This window comes from Pseudomonas asplenii (assembly GCF_900105475.1).
Classification (GTDB): Bacteria; Pseudomonadota; Gammaproteobacteria; order Pseudomonadales; family Pseudomonadaceae; genus Aquipseudomonas; species Aquipseudomonas asplenii.
Genome location: NZ_LT629777.1, coordinates 143,196 through 166,127 on the forward strand (window position 1 = coordinate 143,196; position 22,932 = coordinate 166,127).

A 22,932-nucleotide genomic window follows, 5' to 3' on the forward strand; every position below is an offset into this window, starting at 1 on the left:
GCGATTTCGCTACAGCGCATCCCGCCCAATCCCCTCGAAACTTCCGCCAAACCCTTGATTTCAAAGGCTCTGACAAGATTGGCCGCGAACTTGCTAAGGGAGTCCCATTCAAGCGGGGCGCAGTCCTCGCCTTCTATCAGCGTCCACCAGACGAATCTGGCCCTTGAGGAGTTTCCATGAGCGAGTTGCGTTTTACCGAAGACCACGAATGGCTGCGCACCGAAGCCGATGGCAGCGTAACGGTCGGGATCACGGCGTTCGCCCAGAACGCCCTGGGTGATGTGGTATTCGTTCAACTGCCGGAACTGCAGAGCTACGACAAGGGCTCCGAAGCCGCCACCGTGGAATCGGTCAAGGCCGCCAGCGGCGTGTACATGCCCCTGGACGGCGAAGTGCTGGAAATCAACCCGGCACTGGAAGACAGCCCGGAACGGGTCAACGAAGACCCGCTGGGTGATGGCTGGTTCTTCCGCTTCAAACCCGCCGATGCGGCCGCTGTCGAGCAACTGCTGGATCAGGACGCTTACGACCGTCTGATCAAAGCCCAGGCCTGAGGAATCGCCATGACCATCAACCTCGGCACCGCCAACGAATTCATCGCCCGTCACATCGGCCCGCGCCAGGATGACGAGCAGGCCATGCTCGCCACCCTCGGGCTCGACTCCCTGCAAGCCCTGAGCGCCAGCGTGATTCCCGACAGCATCAAGGGCACCAGCGTTCTCGACCTGCCGGCCGGTCAGAGTGAGGCAGATGCCCTGGCCTCGATCAAGGCCATCGCGGCGAAGAACCAGCTGTTCAAGACCTACATCGGCCAGGGTTACTACAATTGCCACACGCCGGCGCCGATCCTGCGCAACCTGCTGGAAAACCCGGCCTGGTACACCGCCTACACGCCGTACCAACCGGAAATTTCCCAGGGCCGCCTGGAAGCGCTGCTGAATTTCCAGACCCTGATCAGTGACCTCAGCGGCCTGCCGATCGCCAACGCCTCACTGCTCGACGAAGCCACCGCCGCCGCCGAAGCCATGACCTTCTGCAAGCGCCTGAGCAAGAACAAGGGCAGCCACGCCTTCTTCGCTTCCGTGCACAGCCACCCGCAGACCCTCGACGTATTGCGCACCCGTGCCGAACCACTGGGCATCGAGGTGGTGGTGGGCGACGAGCGTGAACTGAGCGATGTCAGCGCCTTCTTCGGTGCCCTGCTGCAATACCCGGCCAGCAACGGCGACCTGTTCGACTACCGCGAGCTGACCGAACGCTTCCATGCCGCCAACGCCCTGGTGGCCGTCGCCGCCGACCTGCTGGCCCTGACCGTGCTGACCCCGCCGGGTGAATTCGGTGCCGATGTCGCCCTCGGCAGCGCCCAGCGTTTTGGTGTACCGCTGGGCTTTGGTGGCCCACACGCGGCCTATTTCGCCACCCGCGATGCGTTCAAGCGCGACATGCCCGGCCGGCTGGTCGGGGTGTCCGTTGACCGTTTCGGCAAGCCGGCGCTGCGCCTGGCCATGCAGACCCGCGAACAGCACATCCGTCGCGAGAAGGCCACCAGCAACATCTGCACCGCCCAGGTGCTGCTGGCCAACATCGCCAGCATGTACGCCGTCTACCATGGTCCCAAAGGCCTGGTGCAGATCGCCAACCGTATCCATCACCTGACCGCCATTCTGGCCAAGGGCCTGGACGCGCTGGGTCTGTGCGTCGAGCAAAGCGCCTTCTTCGACACCCTGACCCTCAAGACCGGCGCCCACACGGCCGCCCTGCATGACAAGGCACGCGCCCGGCAGATCAATCTGCGGGTCGTCGATGGCGAACGCCTGGGCCTGTCCCTGGACGAAACCACCAGCCAGGCCGACGTGGAAACCCTGTGGAGCCTGCTGGCCGAAGGCAAGGCACTGCCGGACTTCGCCGCCCTCGCCGCGTCGGTCTCCAGCGCCATTCCGGCAACCCTGGTGCGCCAGTCGCCGATCCTCAGCCATCCGGTGTTCAACCGCTATCACTCGGAAACCGAGCTGATGCGCTACCTGCGCAAGCTGGCCGACAAGGACCTGGCACTGGATCGCACCATGATCCCGCTGGGTTCGTGCACCATGAAACTCAACGCAGCCAGCGAAATGATCCCGGTGACCTGGGCCGAATTCGGTGCCCTGCACCCGTTCGCCCCGGCCGAACAGAGTGCCGGCTACCAGCAACTGACCGACGAACTGGAAGCGATGCTCTGCGCCGCCACCGGCTATGACGCGGTGTCCCTGCAACCGAACGCCGGCTCCCAGGGCGAATACGCCGGCCTGCTGGCGATCCGCGCTTATCACCAGAGCCGTGGCGAAGGCCGTCGCGATATCTGCCTGATCCCATCGTCGGCCCACGGTACCAACCCGGCCACCGCCAACATGGCGGGCATGCGCGTGGTGGTTACAGCCTGCGATGCCCGTGGCAACGTCGACATCGAAGACCTGCGGGCCAAGGCCATCGAGCACCGCGAACACCTCGCCGCGCTGATGATCACCTACCCGTCGACCCACGGTGTATTCGAGGAAGGTATCCGCGAAATCTGCGGCATCGTCCATGACAACGGCGGCCAGGTCTACATCGATGGCGCCAACATGAACGCCATGGTCGGCCTCTGCGCCCCGGGCAAGTTCGGCGGCGACGTCTCGCACCTGAACCTGCACAAGACCTTCTGCATTCCCCACGGTGGTGGTGGCCCGGGCGTCGGCCCGATCGGTGTGAAATCGCACCTGGCGCCGTTCCTGCCGGGTCATGGCGTCATGGAGCGCAAGGAAGGCGCGGTCTGCGCGGCACCGTTCGGCAGCGCAAGCATTCTGCCGATCACCTGGATGTACATCCGCATGATGGGCGGTGAAGGCCTCAAGCGCGCCTCGCAACTGGCGATCCTCAATGCCAACTACATCGCCCGGCGTCTGGAGGAGCACTACCCGGTGCTCTACACCGGCAGCAACGGCCTGGTGGCCCACGAGTGCATCCTCGACCTGCGTCCGTTGAAGGACAGCAGCGGCATCAGCGTCGATGACGTCGCCAAGCGCCTGATCGACTTCGGCTTCCATGCACCGACCATGTCGTTCCCGGTCGCCGGCACGCTGATGATCGAGCCGACCGAAAGTGAATCCAGGGAAGAACTGGATCGCTTCTGCGACGCCATGATTCGCATCCGCGAAGAAATCCGCGCGGTGGAAAACGGCAGCCTGGACAAGGACGACAACCCGCTGAAGAACGCCCCGCACACGGCGGCGGAACTGGTCGGCGAATGGTCGCACCCGTACAGCCGCGAACAGGCGGTGTATCCGGTGGCGTCGTTGGTCGAAGGCAAGTACTGGCCACCGGTCGGGCGCGTCGACAACGTGTTCGGCGATCGCAACCTGGTCTGCGCCTGCCCGTCGATCGAGAACTACGCTTAACGTTTCATTGTGGCGAAGGGGCTTGTCGGAACGCCGCACGGCCCCACTGGGGTGCGCTGCGCCGTCGAAACCAACCACTGCGTTGCATCAGAAAGAACGCATTGGCTGTTTTCACGGCGACTTCGCAGCCGAGCGGGGCGTTGCGGCGTTCCGACAAGCCCGCTCGCCACACGCTGTCTCCTGCAAAATGGCCTGTTAAGCGTATCCACGAAGGTTTACGCCAATAATTATTAGAAAAAACGGAGAACCACCATGTCCCTGAGCGTGTTCGACCTGTTCAAGATCGGCATCGGTCCCTCCAGCTCCCACACCGTCGGACCGATGCGCGCCGCCGCACGGTTCGTCGAAGGCTTGCGTCGCGAGCAGTTGCTGGAACAGACCACCTGCGTCAAGGTCGAGTTGTACGGCTCACTCGGCGCCACCGGCAAGGGCCACGGCAGCGACAAGGCCGTGTTGCTCGGGCTGGAAGGTGAATACCCCGATACCGTCGATACCGAAACCGTCGACAAGCGCCTGCAAGCCATTCGCAACGAAGGACGCTTGAAGCTGCTCGGCGAGCACACCATCGAATTCAACGAAAAACTTCACCTGGCGATGATCCGCAAGCCCTTGGCCTATCACCCCAACGGCATGATCTTCCGCGCCTTCGACAGCGCCGGTATCCAGATCCGCAGCCGCGAGTACTACTCGGTGGGCGGCGGTTTCGTCGTCGATGAAGATGCCGCCGGTGCCGATCGCATCGTCGAGGACAGCACCCCGCTGACCTTTGCATTCAAGAGCGCCAAGGAACTGCTGGGCCACTGCAACACCTACGGCCTGTCCATCAGCCAGGTGATGTTGGCCAACGAAAGCGCCTGGCGGCCCGAAGCGGAAACTCGTGCCGGGCTGCTGAAGATCTGGCAGGTGATGCAGGACTGCGTCGCCGCCGGTTGCCGCAACGAAGGCATCCTGCCGGGCGGCCTCAAGGTCAAGCGCCGAGCCGCTGCACTGCATCGGCAACTGTGCAAGAACCCGGAGGCGGCGCTGCGCGATGCCTTGTCGGTACTGGACTGGGTCAATCTCTACGCCCTGGCGGTGAACGAGGAAAACGCCAACGGCGGCCGCGTGGTCACCGCACCGACCAACGGCGCTGCCGGGATCATCCCCGCCGTGCTGCATTACTACATGCGCTTCATTCCCGGTGCCAATGAGGATGGCGTGGTGCGTTTCCTGCTCACCGCTGCCGCGATCGGCATCCTCTACAAGGAAAACGCCTCGATCTCCGGTGCCGAAGTCGGCTGCCAGGGTGAAGTCGGCGTGGCCTGCTCGATGGCTGCCGGCGCCCTGTGCGAAGTGCTCGGCGGCAGCGTGCAACAGGTCGAGAACGCCGCCGAAATCGGCATGGAACACAACCTCGGACTGACCTGCGACCCGATCGGTGGGCTGGTGCAGGTGCCGTGCATCGAGCGTAACGCGATGGGCTCGGTCAAGGCCATCAATGCCGTTCGGATGGCCTTGCGCGGCGATGGTCAGCACTTCGTCTCCCTCGACAAGGTGATCCGCACCATGCGCCAGACCGGTGCCGACATGAAGAGCAAATACAAGGAGACCGCCCGTGGCGGTCTGGCCGTAAACATTATCGAATGCTGATCGGCGAGGCGGCGCAAGCGGCCTCCCGGCAATTTCCAGGAGTTTGAAGATGTCCACCGATAACCTGCTGAAAACCCCGCTGCATGCCCTGCACCTGCAACTCGGCGCCCGTATGGTGCCGTTCGCCGGTTATGAAATGCCGGTGCAGTACCCGTTAGGCGTACTGAAGGAACACCAGCACACCCGCGAGCAGGCCGGGCTGTTCGATGTTTCGCACATGGGCCAGATCCGCCTGGTCGGTGCCGCAGCCGCCAAGGCCCTGGAAGCCCTGGTTCCGGTGGATATCGTCGACCTGCCGGTAGGCCAGCAGCGCTATGCGATGTTCACTAACGAAAACGGCGGCATTCTCGACGATCTGATGGTCGCCAACCTGGGTAACGACGAACTGTTCCTGGTGGTCAACGCCGCCTGCAAGGAACAGGACCTGGCCCACCTGCAAACGCATCTGGGGCATCTGTGCGAGGTGCAACCGCTGTTCGAAGAGCGTGCCCTGCTCGCCCTGCAAGGCCCTGCCGCGGTGACCGTGCTGGCGCGCCTGGCACCGGAAGTCAGCCGGATGACCTTCATGCAGTTCGCGCCGTTGCGCCTGCTGGGGGTCGACTGCTACGTCAGTCGTTCGGGTTACACCGGCGAAGACGGTTTCGAAATTTCCGTGCCGGCGGCCAGTGCCGAATGCCTGGCCCGCAGCCTGTTGGCCGAAACCGAAGTCGAGGCCATCGGCCTGGGTGCCCGCGATTCCCTGCGGCTGGAAGCCGGCCTGTGCCTCTACGGGCATGACATGAACGAGCAGACCACTCCGGTCGAAGCCAGCCTGCTCTGGGCCGTGTCCAAGGCCCGGCGCGCCGATGGCGCACGCGCCGGTGGTTTCCCGGGAGCCGAACAGATTTTTGCCCAGCAACAGCACGGGGTGAAACGCAAGCGGGTCGGCCTACTGCCCCAGGAACGTACACCGGTGCGTGAAGGCGCGGAAATCGTCGACGCCGCCGGGACGGTCATCGGTAACGTCTGCAGCGGCGGCTTCGGCCCGTCCCTCGGCGCACCTCTGGCGATGGGCTATCTGGACAGCGCCTACTGCGCCCTGGATAGCGAGGTCTGGGCCATCGTGCGCGGCAAGCGCATACCGCTGAAAGTCAGCAAAATGCCATTTGTTGCGCAGCGTTACTATCGTGGTTGATACCTTCAGTAACAACTAAGGGTAATAAACTGTGCACTGGTTTGTAACGTCATCGCCACAAATCAGTGCATATATTCACAAATGAACTTGGCTTATAACAATCGGGCTAAGTGTATTTCCGAGACAACCCCGCCGAAGCCCGAAAACTGCGGCAAACCGCCTCAAACTGCGGGCTGGGCTGGGGCTTGTTTTTTCTCCCACAGTTGGCGTAGAGTTTCCCTACTGTGTTTGCATGGGTCGCTTGGAATCGTGACCTGGGCAGTAGCTCTAAGTTTTGCTACAACCCGTTCGACGTCTCTTACTTTCCTGCAACCCAGCCCAGTACTCTTTCAGGTGAAAGGGGCTGTCATTAATTTTAGTGTCAAAGGAAATAAGAAATGTCCACACGTCAGAGCGGTACCGTCAAGTGGTTTAACGACGAGAAAGGTTTTGGTTTTATCACTCCTGAAAGCGGTCCGGATCTGTTCGTCCACTTCCGCGCCATTCAGGGCAACGGCTTCAAAAGCCTGAAAGAAGGCCAGAAAGTGACCTTCGTTGCCGTGCAAGGCCAGAAAGGCATGCAGGCTGACGAAGTCATCGCCGAGAACTGAGTTCAGTTTTCAGACCATGAAAAGCCCCTGATGGTGACATCAGGGGCTTTTTTGTGTGTGCGGTTTTGTGCATCAGCCCAGGTAGCGCTGGTTTTATAGAGGTAGCTTCGTAAAATGGCCTTTTCCTTGAGAGAAAGCCCCATGACGAAGCACGTACTCAGCCCACAGGGTGACTTCCCCGCCGCCGGCCTGGGCCGTCGCCTGGCGGCAATGTTCTATGACTTCCTGCTGTGCACCGCTCTGCTGATCGTGACCGGCTTCCTCTACAAGCTGGCGCAGATGGCGATCATGGGCGAAGAACGCCTCAGGACCCTGACGGAAGCCGGAGCCCTGGACGGCGATCCGCTGTTCTCGACCGTGATGTTCTGCGTGCTGTTCGGCTTCTTCGCCAAATTCTGGACCTACAAGGGCCAGACCCTGGGCATGCAAGTCTGGGGCATTCGCGTGCAGAACGCCGATGGTTCGGCCATCAGCCTCTGGCAGGCTCTGCTGCGTTTTCTCATCGCCATCGTGTCCTGGATCTTTGCTGGCCTGGGCTTCATCTGGGTGCTCTTCGACAAGAACAAACGCAGTTGGCACGACATCTACTCCGACAGCCAGCTGGTACGCATTCCCAAGCAACGCTGAGACTTTGCGTTCACCCATGAAAAAGCCCGCCTCGGATCGAGGCGGGCTTTTTCATATCTCGGTGCCAGCGCGACAGCGCGGCACCGGCTTCACCGACAAACCGGCGGTGATTACTCAGCCAGCTTGAAGGTGATGAAGCTGGCACGTCCCTGACGCAGAACGCGCATCGACACCGAACGATTCTTCGGCAAGGCCTTGGCAATGTCGGTGAACTGCTTGGCATCGGTGATCGCCTGGTTGTTCAGGTGCGTGATCACATCACCCGGCTGCAGGCCGATCAGTGCCGCAGGACCATCCTGGACTTCCTTGATGACCACGCCGCCCTTGAGCAGGTCATTGGCCTTCTTCTGGTCATCGCTCAGGTCAGAGACGGAAACGCCCAGGCGGTTGCTGCTACGCTCGGCCGCTGCCGACTTGCCGCCATCCATTTCCTTGCCTTCGTCCGGGATCGCCCCGACCGTCAGTTCGATGGTCTTGCGCTGGCCTTCGCGAACCACTTCCAGCTTGGCTTTCTCGCCCGCCTTCAGCGCCCCGACCAGGTGCGGCAGATCGGCCGACAGCTCGATAGGCTGGCCGTTCATGCTGAGGATCACGTCACCGACCTGCAGGCCACCCTTCGCCGCCGGACCGTCATCCTGCACCTGGGCGACCAGGGCACCAGCAGGCTTGTCCAGACCGAACGATTCGGCCAGGTCCTTGTTGACCTCCTGGATGACCACGCCCAACCAGCCACGGCTGACCTTGCCACCGGCTTTCAACTGGTTGGACACGTCCATGGCCACATCGATCGGGATCGCGAAGGACACGCCCATGAAGCCGCCAGAACGGGTATAGATCTGCGAGTTGATCCCGACCACTTCACCATTGAGGTTGAACAGCGGACCACCGGAGTTGCCCGGGTTGATCGGGACGTCGGTCTGGATGAACGGCACATAGTTCTCGTTCGGCAGACTGCGGCCCACGGCGCTGACGATACCCTGGGTCACGGTATGGTCGAAACCGAACGGCGAACCGATGGCAACCACCCACTGGCCGGGCTTCAGGTCCTTGGACTTGCCCAGTTTGAGGGTCGGCAGGTTCTTGCCGTCGATCTTCAGCAGGGCGACGTCGGAACGCGGGTCGGTGCCGACCAGCTTGGCCTTCAGCTCGCTGCGGTCAGCCAGGCGAACGAGGATCTCGTCGGCATCGGCGACCACGTGGTTGTTGGTCAGGATGTAGCCGTCATTGGAGATGATGAAGCCCGAACCCAGCGACTGGGCCTCGCGCTGCCGACCACCGCCACCCCCTTTGGGGCCACGTGGTTGCGGGAAGCCGCGGAAGAACTGCTGGATCTCCGGAGGCAAGCCCTCGAGCCCCTGGATATCCGAAACCTTGCGGTCCGGCAGCTTCTGGGTGGTACTGATGTTCACCACCGCTGGCGAGGCCTGCTCCACCAACTGGGTGAAATCGGGCAGGTCTGCGGCCTGGGCCGTCACCGCCTGCCCGAGCAGCAGAACGGTGGCGAAAATGGACAGATAGGATTTCAAGCTTGGTATCGACATACGGCTCCCGTGAACAACGAGCATGGTTAAGCGACAGGTACCATCAAACCCAAAGACGATTAAGCCTGGATTACGGACCGGAAATAACAAACAAGGCCAGGACCGAAAGGGTCCTGACCTATAGGAAAATCCAGATTAATTTGCAAGAAAAAATGATCACCAGACATTTCGACCTCGCCGCCAATCAGCGTGCAGTTGAGGGCATGATCGAGTCAGCAGGCGTCATTGGATCAGCCTCTCACTGCTTGGCAGTCTGTACGTCGCCGGAGCGCATCGACAAGGCGATGCGTTCGGCGGTACCGATGGGAATTTCCCCCACCACCGTGACCATGATTTCCCCGGCAGGGGTGGTCAGGCGCCGGGAAACTGCGACGGTCGGTCCCAGTTGAGTGCGGGTATCGGTGATATTGGCGCCGTTGAGGGGCTCCAGAAACACCGAGAAACGCGCCAGCCCATCGTCATACATCAGGCTGCTGACCCGGGTCCTGGTCTGCGGATCGAAACGCGAAGTACTGCTCACCAGGTCGAAGCCCGGTGGCAGCCAATCGGAATGCCATTGCTGGGCAACCTTGCCGTCCTGCACCTTCGCCTGTGGCTGGGTGCTGGCCAAGGCCACCGGTTTGCAGTCGGCACCGCCCTGCAACTCGCTTTCCTGGGGGATATCGCGGGTATTGAGGTCGGTGAACTGGAACCGCTCCAGCAATTGCCCTTTATCGTTGATCAACAACGACTTCAATGGCAAGCCGGTCTGGCGGTCCAGGTGCAGTTCGAAACCATAACGGTGCTGGTCGCGAGGCGTCAGCGAAACGATCACTGCCGCCCGACCAGCAACACGGGACTTGCCCGCAACGCTGATGTCGTACCAGGCTTTGAGTTTTTGCGGATCGAGGGAATGGGTGTGAGCATCGGGCGATGCGCCAAGCCCTGCGACGAAGGTGCCACTGACACACTCGGTGCGACCATCGACGCGTACCACCTCTTGTGCTGAACCGTCGAGTTGCAGCAGGCGTTCACGAACCTGACCATTCTGGACCAGATGCCAGATGCTGTGGGTCGAGAAACTGCCATTGCGTTCGTAGACAAAAGTGCCCTGGAAGCTTTGCTGCTGCTCGGCTTGCCCAAGACGGCTCAACCAGTCCTGGGCTTCGTCGGCCTGGGCGGTCAGGGCGAACCCACCGGCCAGGGCTAGCGATAAAAGAGGGAGTGCGCGCATGATCCTCCTTACTTGGCGGTTTCCAGGCTGGCGGCACGTGCGTAAGGCAGCGCGCTTTCGGTGCCTTTCAAGGCCGCTTCCTGAGCATGCTGACGCAGGTAGCCTGGCAGGCGCTGATCCCAGCCGGCCTGACCTTGCTGCAACACCCCGCTGGCCATCGGGCCGGTAGGCTCGGAGCCTTCGGTGTAACCGGCCAGTACCGCCGGCCCCTTGGCCGTTGGAGCTGCCAGACCTAGCTGGTTCGCTTGCTGGGCCAGTTGCGCACCGACGATGTCGTCCTGGTTGTAGAAGCGCACACCGGCCAACACCGCCACGGTCACAGAAGCCGCAACTGCCAGGCGACCGAGGGTGCGCCATGGACCGCGAATGCTCTTGGCAGGTACATCCTCACCCGCCAGCGCCGCCGATACAGCCGATGCGATATCCAGGCGCGGGTCCAACAGATCCTTGTGCATCACTGCCCGGGCAATCTGATAACGAGACCAGGTTGCACGAGTGTCGGCATCATCAAGCGCATTGAGCACTCGACGCAATTCCAATTCGTCCGCTTCGTTATCCATCACCGCGGACAGCGATTCCTGCAGGGCTTCACGACTCATGACGATTCCTCTCTTGGCTGTCGCCGCTGTCTCAGGTTTCCTGCAACAACGGCTGCAGGGCTTTGTCGATGGCCTCCCGAGCGCGGAAAATCCGGGAGCGCACGGTGCCCACCGGACATTGCATGACGGCTGCAATGTCCTCATAACTCAGACCATCGAATTCACGTAAAGTTAACGCCGTACGCAAATCTTCTGGCAGTTGCTGGATGGTCCGATGGACGGTGCCTTCGATCTCATCCCGCAGCAACGCACGTTCCGGAGACTCAAGGTCCTTGAGGCCATGATCGCCGTCGTAGAATTCGGCATCCTCGGAACTCACATCACTGTCTGGTGGCCTGCGACCGCGGGATACCAGATAGTTTTTCGCCGTGTTGATGGCGATGCGGTACAGCCAGGTATAAAACGCACTGTCACCGCGAAAATTCCCCAGCGCACGGTAGGCCTTGATAAACGCTTCCTGTGCAACATCCTGGGCTTCATGGGTGTCGTGCACGAATCGCACGATCAACCCGAGAATTTTGTGCTGGTATTTCAGCACTAGCAGATCAAAAGCACGCCTGTCGCCGCGTTGAACGCGCTCGACCAGCTGCTGATCCTCTTCCTGGGTTAGCATGAACGCTCCTCATAGGACTTGAAGGAGGTTGCCATTGCTAATCGATCAGGCTTGTAAACATAGACTCGGGCTGTTGGCAAAAGTTCTCCCCCTTCAAGCAAGTTTCCTGCGACCCGTCAAACGGACCCACACGAAAAACGCAGTACGGCCCTGGCCGGCTGCGTGAATGATCTTGTCGTCGAATTCTGCTGGCGCATCCCTGGATCAGGCTGCGCAGACAACCGACGCTGTCCCCTTCTTTGGAGCCCGGACCCCGTTAAAAGTTCCCGGACGCCAGGGTAAGTAATAGCATTGTGCCGTGCCATCGGGCAAAGACTGCATGAACCTTGTTATCGCCGAAAAATCATCGTCTTACCGTGCAAAACCACATGCACGACGATCCGGAGTGGCGCACACTTCCTGCCCGCGGTAATTTCACAATGCCACGAAGGCCCGGCTATTGTGCCGATCCCCTTCAGCACTTACCAGTAGGCTGCGTGGCGAGTTCCGAGCCCTGACTTGACCGGGCCCGCCGCACCGTTCACGCGGTGCCTTTTTCGGATTGATTGAGATGAGCCAACATTTTCAACACGATGTGCTGGTGATTGGCAGTGGTGCCGCCGGCCTGAGCCTGGCGCTGACCTTGCCGGGCCACCTGCGCATTGCCGTGCTGAGCAAGGGCGACCTGGCCAACGGCTCGACCTTCTGGGCCCAGGGCGGGGTCGCGGCGGTACTGGACGATACCGACACGGTGCAATCCCACGTCGAGGATACCCTCAACGCGGGCGGCGGCCTGTGCCATGAGGACGCGGTACGTTTTACCGTCGAGCACAGCCGCGAGGCCATCCAATGGCTGATCGACCAGGGCGTACCCTTTACCCGCGACGAGAATGCCAAGGTCGACGACGGCGGTTTCGAGTTCCATCTGACCCGCGAGGGCGGCCACAGCCATCGGCGCATCATCCACGCCGCCGATGCCACCGGCGCGGCGATCTTCAAGACCCTGCTGGAACAGGCCCGGCAGCGCCCGAATATCGAACTGCTGGAACAGCGCGTGGCCGTCGACCTGATCACCGAGAAACGCCTGGGCCTGGACGGCGAGCGCTGCCTGGGCGCCTACGTGCTCGATCGCAGCACCGGTGAGGTCGATACCCATGGCGCGCGCTTCACCATTCTGGCCTCGGGCGGCGCGGCCAAGGTCTACCTCTATACCAGCAACCCCGACGGTGCCTGCGGTGACGGCATCGCCATGGCCTGGCGCTCGGGCTGCCGGGTGGCGAACCTGGAGTTCAACCAGTTCCATCCGACCTGCCTGTATCACCCGCAGGCCAAGAGCTTTTTGATCACCGAAGCCCTGCGTGGCGAAGGCGCGCATCTCAAGCTGCCGAATGGCGAACGCTTCATGCCGCGTTTCGATCCGAGGGCGGAACTGGCGCCACGGGATATCGTCGCCCGGGCCATCGACCATGAAATGAAGCGCCTGGGGATCGACTGCGTCTACCTGGACATCAGCCACAAACCCGAAGCCTTCATCAAGACGCACTTCCCGACGGTGTACGAACGCTGCCTGGCGTTTTCCATCGACATCACCCGCCAGCCGATCCCGGTGGTGCCTGCCGCGCACTACACCTGCGGTGGCATCCTCGTCGACCAGCAGGGCCGCACCGATGTCCCCGGCCTGTATGCAATCGGCGAAACCAGCTTCACCGGCCTGCATGGCGCCAATCGCATGGCCAGCAACTCGCTGCTCGAGTGCTTCGTCTATGCCCGTTCGGCGGCAGCCGACATCCTCCGGCAACTGCCCGAGATCGCCCAGCCCACGGCCCTGCCCAGCTGGGATGCGAGCCAGGTCACCGACTCCGATGAAGACGTGATCATCGCCCACAACTGGGACGAGTTGCGGCGTTTCATGTGGGACTACGTGGGCATCGTGCGGACCAACAAGCGCCTGCAACGGGCACAACACCGGGTGCGCCTGCTGCTCGACGAGATCGATGAGTTCTACAGCAACTACAAGGTCAGCCGCGACCTGATCGAACTGCGCAACCTGGCCCAGGTGGCGGAGCTGATGATCCGCTCCGCCATGGAGCGCAAGGAAAGCCGGGGCTTGCACTACACCCTCGACTACCCGGACCTGCTCCCCGAGGCGCTGGACACTATCCTGGTACCGCCCACCTACGTCGGCTGAACTTGAGCCGCACGCGCAGGCGCCGATGCACATCGGGCGCCAGCGCGTCGCGGGGCACGCAGACCGAGCGCGGCAGCCAGTCTGCGCGTCGACGAAAACGCAGCACCACCAACCAGGGCAAGGCCAGGCTGTCGCGGTGCAACTGCACCGGCTGCCAGCCGTCTGCCCGGCTCCAGAGTTGCCAGCCCTGCTCGTCACGACGCAGTCCGGTCACCGCCGACGCATGATTCAACAGGATGTGTCGCGGCAGCACCCAGGCAGCCTGCAACAGGCACGCAAACGCCCCGGACAGGCTTGCCCAGAACGGGATATCCAGCAGGAGCAACGACAACAGCGAGAGGCACAAGGCCCCGAGATAGGCCGCCAGCAACAGCCGTGAGGCCTGCCAGCGGCATTCGAAGCGATTACTTGGGCTGAACACGATCCAGGATCATGCGCACCATGCGCTGCAGCTCAGGGTCCGGCGACTCGGCACGTTCCATGAACCAGCCGAACATGTCCTGATCCTCGCACTCGAGCAGATTGCGATAGCACTCGCGGTCGACGTCATTCAGGTGCGGGTACACCTCCTTGACGAAGGGGACCAGCAGCACGTCCAGCTCCAGCATGCCGCGACGGCTGTGCCAATAGAGGCGGTTGAGTTCTACATCTTCGACCATGGAACACTCCTCGAATTTGCGCGCAAGTATACAGGCCTGATCGTCACCGCACAGTCGGCTTTGGTCGGCATGGCACCGCGCTTTGTAAACTATCCATTTCCAGGGCACCCCTCTATGATGTGTACCAGACCTTTTCATGCTGCGAAGACCCATGGCCGATTCCGCTTTTTTCTGTAGCCTTTCCCACGAAGGCGTTCTCGCCGTCCGCGGCGCCGATGCCAGCAAGTTCCTGCAAGGCCAATTGACCTGCAACCTCAATTACCTCAGCGACACCCATACCAGCCTCGGCGCGCGCTGCACGCAAAAAGGCCGCATGCAATCGAGCTTTCGCATCCTGCTCGAAGGCGATGGGGTGTTGCTGGCCATGGCCAGCGAGCTGCTTGAGCCCCAGTTGGCGGACCTGAAAAAGTATGCGGTGTTCTCCAAGTCCAAGCTCAGCGATGAAAGCGCCGGCTGGGTCCGTTTCGGCCTCGGCGACGCCGACGCCGTTCTGGCCAGCCTGGGTCTGGAGTTGCCACACGACAACGACAGCGCGGTCCGTGCCAATGGCCTGATCGCGGTACGCGTATCGCCCGGGCGCAGCGAACTCTGGGTGCCGGCGGCGCAGGCCGAATCGGTACGGGCCCAACTGACCAGTCATCTGCGCGAAGCCGACCTCAATACCTGGCTGCTCGGCCAGGTTCGTGCCGGCATCGGCCAGGTCATGCCACAGACCCGCGAGCTGTTCATCCCGCAGATGCTCAACCTGCAGGCCGTCGGCGGCGTCAGCTTCAAGAAAGGTTGCTACACCGGCCAGGAAATCGTCGCGCGCATGCAGTACCTGGGCAAGCTCAAGCGCCGCCTGTATCGCCTGGAGCTGAGCGCCGAGCAACTGCCGCAACCGGGTGCCGAACTGTTTTCGCCGTCTCATAACAGCGCCATCGGTGAGGTGGTGATCGCGGCCAGGGCCGAAGACGGTATCGAACTGCTGGCTGTGCTGCAGGCTGAAGCGGCCGAAGAAGGCACTGTCCACCTGGGCGATCTGCAAGGCCCCGTACTGGCACTGCTGGATCTGCCTTATCAACTGGACCGCGACCGCGAAATCCAGCGTTAATCGCACCGCTGTAGAGACCACGAATGAACAAGCTGGCGGATAAGGTCCTGCGGGACTTGGTAGCAGCCATCGATAACGATGACCTGGTGCTGCCCACGCTGCCGGAGGTCGCCCTGAAGATTCGCGAGGCGGCCGAAGATCCGGAGATCAGCGTCAGCACCTTGAGCAAGGTGATCGGCGGCGATACTGCGTTGTCGGCGCGCCTGATCAAGGTGGTCAACAGCCCGTTACTGCGTGCCAGCCATGAAGTGACCGATCTGTATACCGCCATCACCCGATTGGGGGTGAACTACAGCAGTAACCTGGCGATCGGCCTGGTGATGGAGCAGATCTTCCATGCCCGCTCCGAGGTAGTCGAACAGAAGATGCGCGATATCTGGCGCAAGAGCCTGGAAATCGCCGGCATCTGCTACGTACTGTGTCGCGACTTCACCCAGCTCAAGCCGGATCAGGCCGCCCTCGGCGGGTTGGTACACCAGATCGGCGCGCTACCGATCCTGACGTATGCCGAGGATCATTACGAACTGCTGGCCGACCCGCTGAGCCTGGATCATATGATCGACAGCATTCACCCGATACTGGGTGACAAGCTGCTACGGGTGTGGGACTTCCCCAAGCGACTGGCCACGCTGCCGGGCCAGTACCTGGACCTGCAACGCGACAGCGCGAGCCTGGATTACGTCGACCTGGTGCAGATCGCCACGGTGTTCTGCCACCAGGGCACGACGCAGGCCTTCGCCCATGTCGAGCCGAGCAGTCTGCCGGCCTTTCGCAAACTGGGGCTCGACCCGAACAGCGAGGCCTGGATCGAGAAGCTCAATGATGCGCGGATGATGCTCAACTGACTTGGCCTTCAGGCCAGGTCTGACGAGCGGGCCTGCACGCGTTGCAGGTGGGCTCTTGCTGCCGGCCAGAGATACCGCACGTCCAGGTTTCAGGGCCGCTTTGCGGCACAGCACGGGCAAGCCCGCTCGCCACAGGTTCTGAGCAAGACACTGAGCGTGCGGTCAACCGGCGATGAAACTTACCCGCACCTTCAAGCCACACGGCTCGCCATCATGCAGGCTGATCTGCGCCAGATGCGCCCGGCAGATTTCACCGACAATCGCCAGACCCAGACCCGAACCCAGGCCTTGCTGGTTACGACGGTAGAAGCGCTCGAACACCCGATCGCGTTCTTCCAGCGGAATGCCCGGACCATCGTCTTCCACTTCCAGCACGGCGGGCGCACTGACCCGCAGGATCACATTGCCGCCGGCCGGCGTGTGGGCCAGTGCGTTGTCCACCAGGTTGCTGAGCAGTTCGTTGAGCAAGGTCGGCTCCCCCCGCAACCACACCGGATCGTCCGCCTCCAGCGCCAGGGCCACGCCACGGGCATGGGCCAGCGGCGCCATGGCCATGCCCAGTTCTCGCGCCAGTTGGCTCAGGTCGAGCCGTTGCGCGCCACCCTCGGCAATCGCCCGCGCACCGTTCTCCACCCGCGCCATGGACAGTAACTGATTGGCCAGGTGAGTCAGTCGATCGGTACCCTGGGCTGCGGTTTCCAGGGTGCTGCGCCAGGTGTCGGCGTCGGAGGCGCGCAAGCCCAGTTCCAGGCGCGCTTTCAAGGCCGCCAACGGCGTACGCAGTTCGTGGGCGGCATCGGCGATGAACTGCCCCTGGCGCTCGAACTGCCGACGCAGGCGCTCGGTGAAATGGTTGAGCGAGCGCACCAGCGGCCCCAGTTCATGCTGCACCTCCACCAGCGGCAAGGGCCGCAGGTCGTCCGGCTGGCGCTCTTCCACCGCCGTGCGCAAACGCTCCAGCGGTCGCAGCGCCGCACTCACGGCAAACCACACCAGCAGCAGCGCGCCCACCGCCAGCATGCCCAGGCGCAGCAAGGTGTCGGCCATCAGGCTGCGTGCCATGTTGACTCGCGCCTCATCGGTTTCGGCCACGCGGATTTCCGCCATGCCGTTCATGTTCGGCTCGCTGACCGCCTTGAGCAGGCTCACCACCCGCACGTTCTGCCCGCGATACTGGGCGTCGTAGAACCGTGCCAGGGCCGGATAATCATCGGTGCGCGGCGTGCCGGGCGGTGGCGGCGGAAGGTTTTCGTAGCCGGAAATCGGCTGCCGGTGAATGTCGTTGACCTGATAGTAGATCCGCCCGGCGCTGTCGTAGGCGAAGGTGTCGAGCGCCACATAGGGCACATCGGCGCTGAGGGTGCCATCGCGCTGCGACAGGCCGGCGGCAATGGTCCGGGCCGAGGCCAGCAGGGTTCGGTCATAGGCGGTGTCGGCCGCCTCGCGTCCGTTCCAGTAGGCACTCAGGCCACTGGCGAGCATCAGCAGCACCAACAACAACGCAAGGTTCCACAGCAACCGCCAACGCAGGCTGCTGGGCTTATGCATCACGGGCTTCCAGCAGATAACCGAGGCCACGGAAGGTCACGATAGCCACCGCATGGCCGTCGAGTTTCTTGCGCAAGCGATGCACATAGATTTCGATGGCGTCGGCGCTGGCTTCCTCGTCCAGACCAAAGACCTGGGATGCCAGTTGCTCCTTGCTCATCACCCGGCCTGGGCGGGCGATCAGCGCTTCCAGCACCGCCTGCTCGCGCGAGGTCAGGGTCAGCAGTTCGTCACCGAGGGTGAAACGTCGGGTATCCAGGTCATAGACCAGCACACCGCAGCGTTGCTGGCGCTCGCCACCCAGCACACTACGCCGCAGCAACGCCTTGACCCGCGCTTCGAGTTCGGTGAGTTCGAACGGCTTGGCCAGGTAATCGTCGGCCCCCAGGTTGAGGCCATGGACCCGGTCCTTCACATCGCTGCGGGCGGTCAGCATCAGTACCGGCAGGTTTTTCCCGCGTGCCCGCAAGCGTGCCAGTACCTCGAAGCCATCCATGCGCGGCAGGCCGACATCAAGGATTGCCACCGCATAGTCCTCGCTGCTCAGGGCCAGGTCAGCAGCGACCCCGTCATGCAGGACGTCCACCGTCAAACCGGTACTCTTGAGGGCCTGGGCGACGCTTTCGGCCAACTGCAGGTGGTCTTCGACCAGAAGCACACGCATGGATTTGCTACCTCGACTGGGGCTGCTGGAGGCCCTTCTGAGCGCGGAGTTTACCCAATAAACCCGCGCCCGCCAGTCACCTTCGCCCTTGTTTGGCGGGCCTTTCCTGCTGAAAGCTTGGTGAAAGGTTAAGTCTTTACAGTCTTGTTACGGACAGTTCCAAGCGCAAGATCCTACGCATTGCAACTGCTTCCAGAATAGTAATACCTCGAGAGACGCCACGATGCGTTTCCATCAAGAATAAGAACAATAACGGAGTCCGACAGCATGCTGTCCCCAAAGCCTCAGGCCTGCCTACCTGGCCCGCTTTTCCCTACCGCTCCCCCCCTTTGCGCCAGCGCAACTACCCTGGCCGCTTCCACGCATCCCGCCAACGCCAGCGCGTACCCGCCGGCACGCCGCTGCGTGGCCCCATGGACATCGAACACCCCATAACAACAACTCCCGTGGAGAGAACAATGGACCTGTCACTACGTAAAATCGCCCTCGCCGCCAGCCTTGCCCTGCTGGCCGGCCAGACCTTCGCCGCCGAGCCCAAGCGCCCGGAATGCATCGCCCCGGCCTCCCCCGGCGGTGGCTTCGACCTGACCTGCAAACTGGCGCAAAGCGCCCTGGTCAACGAAAAAGTCCTGAGCAAGCCAATGCGCGTGACCTACATGCCCGGTGGCGTCGGCGCCGTGGCCTACAACGCGGTGGTCGCCCAGCGCCCGGCCGATGCCGGGACCCTGGTGGCCTGGTCCAGCGGCTCGCTGCTGAACCTGGCCCAGGGCAAGTTCGGTCGCTTCGATGAAAGCGCAGTCCGCTGGCTGGCAGCGGTCGGCACCAGCTACGGCGCCATCGCGGTGAAAAGCGATTCGCCGTACAAGAGCCTCGACGACCTGGTCAAGGCTCTGAAAAAAGACCCGGGCAGCGTGGTGATCGGCTCCGGCGGCACCGTCGGCAGCCAGGACTGGATGCAGACCGCGCTGATCGCCAAGGCTGCCGGGATCAACCCGCGCGACCTGCGCTACGTGGCCCTCGAAGGCGGCGGCGAAATCGCCACGGCCCTGCTCGGCGGGCACATCCAGGTCGGCAGTACCGATATCTCCGACTCCATGCCGCATATTCTCAGCGGTGACATGCGCCTGCTCGCGGTGTTCTCCGAACAGCGCCTGGACGAGCCGGAAATGAAAAACATCCCTACCGCTCGCGAGCAGGGCTACGACATCGTCTGGCCAGTGGTGCGCGGTTTCTACCTGGGGCCGAAGGTCAGCGACGAAGACTACGCCTGGTGGAAAAACGCCTTCGACAAGCTGCTGACCTCCGACGAGTTCGCCAAGCTGCGCGACCAGCGTGAACTCTTCCCGTTCGCCATGACCGGCCCGGAGCTGGACAGCTACGTGAAGAAGCAAGTCGCCGACTACAAAGTGCTGGCCAAGGAATTCGGCCTGATCCAGTGACCACCGTCCTCTAGTCGCGGCCACACCCTGCTGCATGGCGGGGTGTGGCCCAGGAGTCGCTCATGCTCTTGCAACGTCTCTTTGCCTCCGTGCTGCTGCTGGCCTGTGCCGGCCTGGCGCTGATGGCCTGGCCCTATCAGGCCGCCTTTTCCTACGAGCCGGTCGGGCCGCGTGCCTACCCGCTGCTGATGCTCGGTCTGATGAGTCTGGCCCTGCTGTACATGCTGTTTCGCCCGGCGCCGATCAAGCACAGCGACGACGAGCCGCCGCTGGACCGCGAAACCCTGACCAAGATCGCGATCTGCACCGGCCTGCTGCTGGTGTTCGCCGGGACCTTCGAACCCTTGGGCTTCATCCTCAGCAGCATTCTGATCGGTGTGCCGATGGCGCGCCTGTATGGCGGCCGCTGGCTGCCCAGCGTGGTGATCATCAGCCTGATGAGCGTCGGCCTTTATCTGCTGTTCGATAAGGCCATGGACGTACCGCTGCCCCTCGGACTGCTCGACGTTCTGGAGAACTGACATGGATACTTTCAGCTACCTGGGCCAGGGCTTCGGCGTCGCGCTCAGTCCCTACAACCTGGTCACCGCCCTCTGCGGCACCCTGATCGGCACCGTCGTCGGCCTGCTGCCGGGCCTGGGCCCGATCAACGGCGTTGCGCTGCTGATCCCGATCGCCTTCGCCCTCGGCCTGCCGCCGGAGTCGGCGCTGATCCTGCTGGCAGCGGTGTACCTCGGGTGCGAGTACGGCGGACGGATCAGTTCGATCCTGCTCAACATCCCCGGTGAAGCCTCCACCGTGATGACCACCCTCGACGGCTACCCGATGGCTCGCCAGGGCCTGGCCGGCGTTGCCCTCTCGCTGTCGGCCTGGAGTTCGTTCATCGGTGCCTTCATCGCCACCTGCGGCATGGTGTTGTTCGCCCCGCTGCTGGCGAAATGGGCGATCGCCTTCGGCCCGGCGGAATACTTCGTGCTGATGGTGTTCGCCATCGTCTGCCTCGGCGGCATGGCCGGTGACCGCCCGCTCAAAACCTTCATCGCGGCGCTGATCGGGCTGTTCCTGTCGAGTGTCGGGATCGACGCCAACAGTGGCGTGTACCGGTTCACCGGCGACAACATCCACCTGACCGACGGCATCCAGTTCGTCGTGCTGGTGCTGGGCCTGTTCTCCATCAGTGAAATCCTCCTGCTGCTGGAAAAGACCCACCATGGTCAGGAAGCGGTGAAGGCCACCGGACGGATGATGTTCAACTTCAAGGAAGCGGCGTCGGTGTTCGTGGTGAACATCCGTTGCGGCCTGCTGGGTTTCATCATGGGCGTACTGCCCGGTGCCGGCGCAACCCTGGCCAGCGCCGTGGCCTATATGGCCGAGAAACGCATGGCCGGTAATAGCGGCACCTTCGGCCAGGGCGACAAGCGCGGCCTGGCGGCACCGGAAACCGCGATCGGCGCCTCGGCCTGTGGCGCGCTGGTGCCGATGCTGACCCTCGGCGTACCCGGCTCGGGCACCACCGCGGTGATGATCGGCGCCCTGTCGCTGTACAACATCACCCCTGGCCCACTGCTGTTCCAACAGCAGCCGGATATCGTCTGGGGCCTGATCGCCTCGCTGTTCATCGCCAACATCATGCTGGTGATCCTGAACATCCCGATGATCCGCATCTTCACCCGCATCCTCTCGGTGCCGAACTGGGCGCTGGTGCCGGTGATCGCCATCATCACCGCGATCGGGGTCTACGCGGTGCACGCCACCACCTTCGACCTGTTCCTGATGATCGGCATCGGCATCTTCGGCTACATCCTGCGCAAGCTCGACTTCCCGCTGTCGCCGGTACTGCTGGGCTTTATCCTCGGCGGGCTGATGGAGTCGAACCTGCGTCGGGCGCTGTCGATTTCCAACGGTGCACTGGAGATCCTCTGGGCCAGCCCGATCAGCATGGGTGTCTGGGTGCTGACCGTGTTCATGCTGGCCATGCCGTTGCTGCGCATCTGGCGCAAGCGTGCCGCCCAACGGCGTGCGCTGGCCAATGCCTGACACCGGTTGGCGTGGTTGGTGGGGAACACCGCTGGTCGGTCTGGCTGGCGGTTACCTCGCCAGCCAGGTCGGCTGGCCGCTGCCGTGGATGGTCGGCTCGTTGCTGGCGATCATCCTGGTGCGTTGCCTGACCCCCTGGCAACTGGCGGAGATTCCCGGTGGACGCAAGACCGGCCAGTGGGTGGTCGGCATCGGTATCGGCCTGCACTTCACGCCACTGGTGATGGAACAGGTGCTGGCGCATTTCGGCCTGATCCTGTTCGGCGCGCTGGTCACCAGCCTCTCCAGCGTCTTCGGCGTGTGGCTGCTACGGCGCACCGGTGAAGATCGCGCCACGGCATTCTTTTCCAGTATGCCGGGCGGCTCCGGCGAAATGGTCAACCTCGGTGCCCGTAACGGCGCGGTGCTCAGCCGGGTCGCCGCCGGGCAGAGCCTGCGGGTACTGGTGGTGGTGCTCTGTGTGCCGGCCGCGTTCAAGTACCTGCTCGGCGACGGCGTGCCGCTGAACGGCGCAAGCGTCGTCGACTGGCACTGGCTGGCCGTGTTGTTTCCTCTCGGTGCCCTGCTCGCCTGGCTCTGGCAGCGCCTGCGCCAACCCAACCCGTGGTTGTTCGGCCCCTTGCTGCTGAGCGCGACGGTGAGCATCGCCTGGGACCTGCATATCGGCCTGCCCAACGGTGGCAGCCAGATCGGCCAGTGGCTGATCGGCAGTGGCCTGGGTTGTCATTTCAATCGTGAATTCTTCCGCAGGGCGCCTTCGTTCATGGGCCGAACCCTGCTCGGCACGGCACTGACCATGCTGATCGCCAGCCTGTCGGCCTGGGCCTTGAGCGCCCTGACCCACCTCGACCTGCGTTCGCTGACCCTGGGCATGATGCCCGGTGGCATCGCGGAAATGAGCCTGACCGCCGAGACCCTGCAACTGTCGGTGCCCCTGGTGACGGCCATGCAGGTGATGCGGTTGTTGTTCGTGTTGTTTCTGGCAGAGCCGTTGTTTCGGCGTTGGAACCGGCCTGCCTGAGAGTCGGCCTGGCTTGCGGGTCGCGCAACCCTTTCCTTGCCGATCAATACCGGATCATCG

Annotated in this window: 21 protein-coding genes; 13 read left to right on the forward strand and 8 right to left on the reverse strand. The window is 62.7% G+C overall.

The window, feature by feature from the left end; genetic code table 11:
* Window positions 1-176: 176 nt before the first annotated feature.
* From gcvH to BLU37_RS00760, 6 genes are all read left to right on the forward strand, one after another.
* Window positions 177-554, forward strand: a complete 378-nt coding sequence (gene gcvH, locus BLU37_RS00735) for a glycine cleavage system protein GcvH (RefSeq protein WP_010451155.1) — start codon at window positions 177-179, stop codon at window positions 552-554.
* Window positions 555-563: 9 nt separating this feature from the next.
* Window positions 564-3,413, forward strand: a complete 2,850-nt coding sequence (gene gcvP, locus BLU37_RS00740; RefSeq protein WP_090201941.1) for an aminomethyl-transferring glycine dehydrogenase — start codon at window positions 564-566, stop codon at window positions 3,411-3,413.
* Between the two features lie 252 nt (window positions 3,414-3,665).
* The gene (locus BLU37_RS00745) at window positions 3,666-5,042 is read left to right on the forward strand and encodes an L-serine ammonia-lyase (RefSeq protein WP_090201942.1); all 1,377 of its coding nucleotides are present in this window, start codon (window positions 3,666-3,668) and stop codon (window positions 5,040-5,042) included.
* 49 nt (window positions 5,043-5,091) lie between these two features.
* Complete coding sequence (gene gcvT, locus BLU37_RS00750) at window positions 5,092-6,216, forward strand: glycine cleavage system aminomethyltransferase GcvT (protein ID WP_090201943.1); 1,125 nt, start codon at window positions 5,092-5,094, stop codon at window positions 6,214-6,216.
* A gap of 377 nt (window positions 6,217-6,593) precedes the next feature.
* Window positions 6,594-6,806 carry a cold-shock protein gene (locus tag BLU37_RS00755; protein WP_010452884.1) on the forward strand — a complete coding sequence of 71 codons (213 nt, stop codon included), beginning with the start codon at window positions 6,594-6,596 and terminating at the stop codon, window positions 6,804-6,806.
* Between the two features lie 141 nt (window positions 6,807-6,947).
* Entirely contained in the window at window positions 6,948-7,433 is a 486-nt protein-coding gene (locus tag BLU37_RS00760) for an RDD family protein (RefSeq protein ID WP_090201944.1), read from the forward strand.
* 110 nt (window positions 7,434-7,543) lie between these two features.
* Here BLU37_RS00760 and BLU37_RS00765 read toward each other — a convergent pair whose 3' ends face one another.
* The 4 genes from BLU37_RS00765 to rpoE form a co-directional block, all read right to left on the reverse strand.
* Window positions 7,544-8,974 (reverse strand): DegQ family serine endoprotease, encoded by a 1,431-nt coding sequence (locus BLU37_RS00765; protein ID WP_090201945.1) that lies wholly within the window; start codon window positions 8,972-8,974, stop codon window positions 7,544-7,546.
* 238 nt (window positions 8,975-9,212) lie between these two features.
* Window positions 9,213-10,187 carry a MucB/RseB C-terminal domain-containing protein gene (locus tag BLU37_RS00770; RefSeq protein ID WP_090201946.1) on the reverse strand — a complete coding sequence of 325 codons (975 nt, stop codon included), beginning with the start codon at window positions 10,185-10,187 and terminating at the stop codon, window positions 9,213-9,215.
* A gap of 8 nt (window positions 10,188-10,195) precedes the next feature.
* On the reverse strand, window positions 10,196-10,786 hold the full coding sequence (locus BLU37_RS00775; protein ID WP_090201947.1) for a sigma-E factor negative regulatory protein: 591 nt from the start codon (window positions 10,784-10,786) through the stop codon (window positions 10,196-10,198).
* Between the two features lie 31 nt (window positions 10,787-10,817).
* Window positions 10,818-11,399: an RNA polymerase sigma factor RpoE gene (gene rpoE, locus BLU37_RS00780; protein ID WP_010452874.1), complete on the reverse strand. Its 582-nt coding sequence runs from the start codon at window positions 11,397-11,399 to the stop codon at window positions 10,818-10,820.
* Window positions 11,400-11,949: 550 nt separating this feature from the next.
* Here rpoE and nadB point away from each other — a divergent pair.
* Window positions 11,950-13,566: an L-aspartate oxidase gene (gene nadB / locus BLU37_RS00785; RefSeq protein ID WP_081354394.1), complete on the forward strand. Its 1,617-nt coding sequence runs from the start codon at window positions 11,950-11,952 to the stop codon at window positions 13,564-13,566.
* Here nadB and BLU37_RS00790 read toward each other — a convergent pair.
* A complete protein-coding gene (locus tag BLU37_RS00790) occupies window positions 13,535-13,987 on the reverse strand; it encodes a protein YgfX (RefSeq protein ID WP_010452870.1) in 453 nt (150 codons plus the stop codon). The two genes, nadB and BLU37_RS00790, sit on opposite strands and share 32 nt — an antisense overlap.
* Window positions 13,971-14,225 (reverse strand): FAD assembly factor SdhE, encoded by a 255-nt coding sequence (locus BLU37_RS00795; RefSeq protein WP_010452868.1) that lies wholly within the window; start codon window positions 14,223-14,225, stop codon window positions 13,971-13,973. Before BLU37_RS00795 ends, BLU37_RS00790 begins: the two co-directional genes overlap by 17 nt.
* A 151-nt stretch (window positions 14,226-14,376) precedes the next feature.
* Between BLU37_RS00795 and ygfZ the strand changes: the two genes are divergently transcribed.
* Entirely contained in the window at window positions 14,377-15,318 is a 942-nt protein-coding gene (gene ygfZ / locus BLU37_RS00800) for a CAF17-like 4Fe-4S cluster assembly/insertion protein YgfZ (RefSeq protein ID WP_090201948.1), read from the forward strand.
* 23 nt (window positions 15,319-15,341) lie between these two features.
* The gene (locus BLU37_RS00805) at window positions 15,342-16,163 is read left to right on the forward strand and encodes an HDOD domain-containing protein (RefSeq protein WP_019361952.1); all 822 of its coding nucleotides are present in this window, start codon (window positions 15,342-15,344) and stop codon (window positions 16,161-16,163) included.
* Between the two features lie 162 nt (window positions 16,164-16,325).
* On the opposite strand, the gene BLU37_RS00810 is transcribed toward BLU37_RS00805, so the two are convergent.
* A complete protein-coding gene (locus tag BLU37_RS00810) occupies window positions 16,326-17,711 on the reverse strand; it encodes a sensor histidine kinase (RefSeq protein WP_010452861.1) in 1,386 nt (461 codons plus the stop codon).
* Window positions 17,704-18,375: a response regulator gene (locus tag BLU37_RS00815; RefSeq protein WP_010452860.1), complete on the reverse strand. Its 672-nt coding sequence runs from the start codon at window positions 18,373-18,375 to the stop codon at window positions 17,704-17,706. Before BLU37_RS00815 ends, BLU37_RS00810 begins: the two co-directional genes overlap by 8 nt.
* Window positions 18,376-18,833: 458 nt before the next feature.
* Between BLU37_RS00815 and BLU37_RS00820 the strand changes: the two genes are divergently transcribed.
* From BLU37_RS00820 to BLU37_RS00835, 4 genes are all read left to right on the forward strand, one after another.
* Window positions 18,834-19,814: a Bug family tripartite tricarboxylate transporter substrate binding protein gene (locus BLU37_RS00820; RefSeq protein WP_081354393.1), complete on the forward strand. Its 981-nt coding sequence runs from the start codon at window positions 18,834-18,836 to the stop codon at window positions 19,812-19,814.
* A 62-nt stretch (window positions 19,815-19,876) separates the two neighbouring features.
* Window positions 19,877-20,335, forward strand: a complete 459-nt coding sequence (locus BLU37_RS00825; protein ID WP_010452857.1) for a tripartite tricarboxylate transporter TctB family protein — start codon at window positions 19,877-19,879, stop codon at window positions 20,333-20,335.
* A 1-nt stretch (window position 20,336) separates the two neighbouring features.
* On the forward strand, window positions 20,337-21,851 hold the full coding sequence (locus BLU37_RS00830; RefSeq protein WP_010452855.1) for a tripartite tricarboxylate transporter permease: 1,515 nt from the start codon (window positions 20,337-20,339) through the stop codon (window positions 21,849-21,851).
* Window positions 21,844-22,872 (forward strand): AbrB family transcriptional regulator, encoded by a 1,029-nt coding sequence (locus tag BLU37_RS00835; protein ID WP_090201949.1) that lies wholly within the window; start codon window positions 21,844-21,846, stop codon window positions 22,870-22,872. The genes BLU37_RS00830 and BLU37_RS00835 overlap by 8 nt, the downstream gene beginning before the upstream one ends.
* Window positions 22,873-22,932 lie beyond the last annotated feature (60 nt).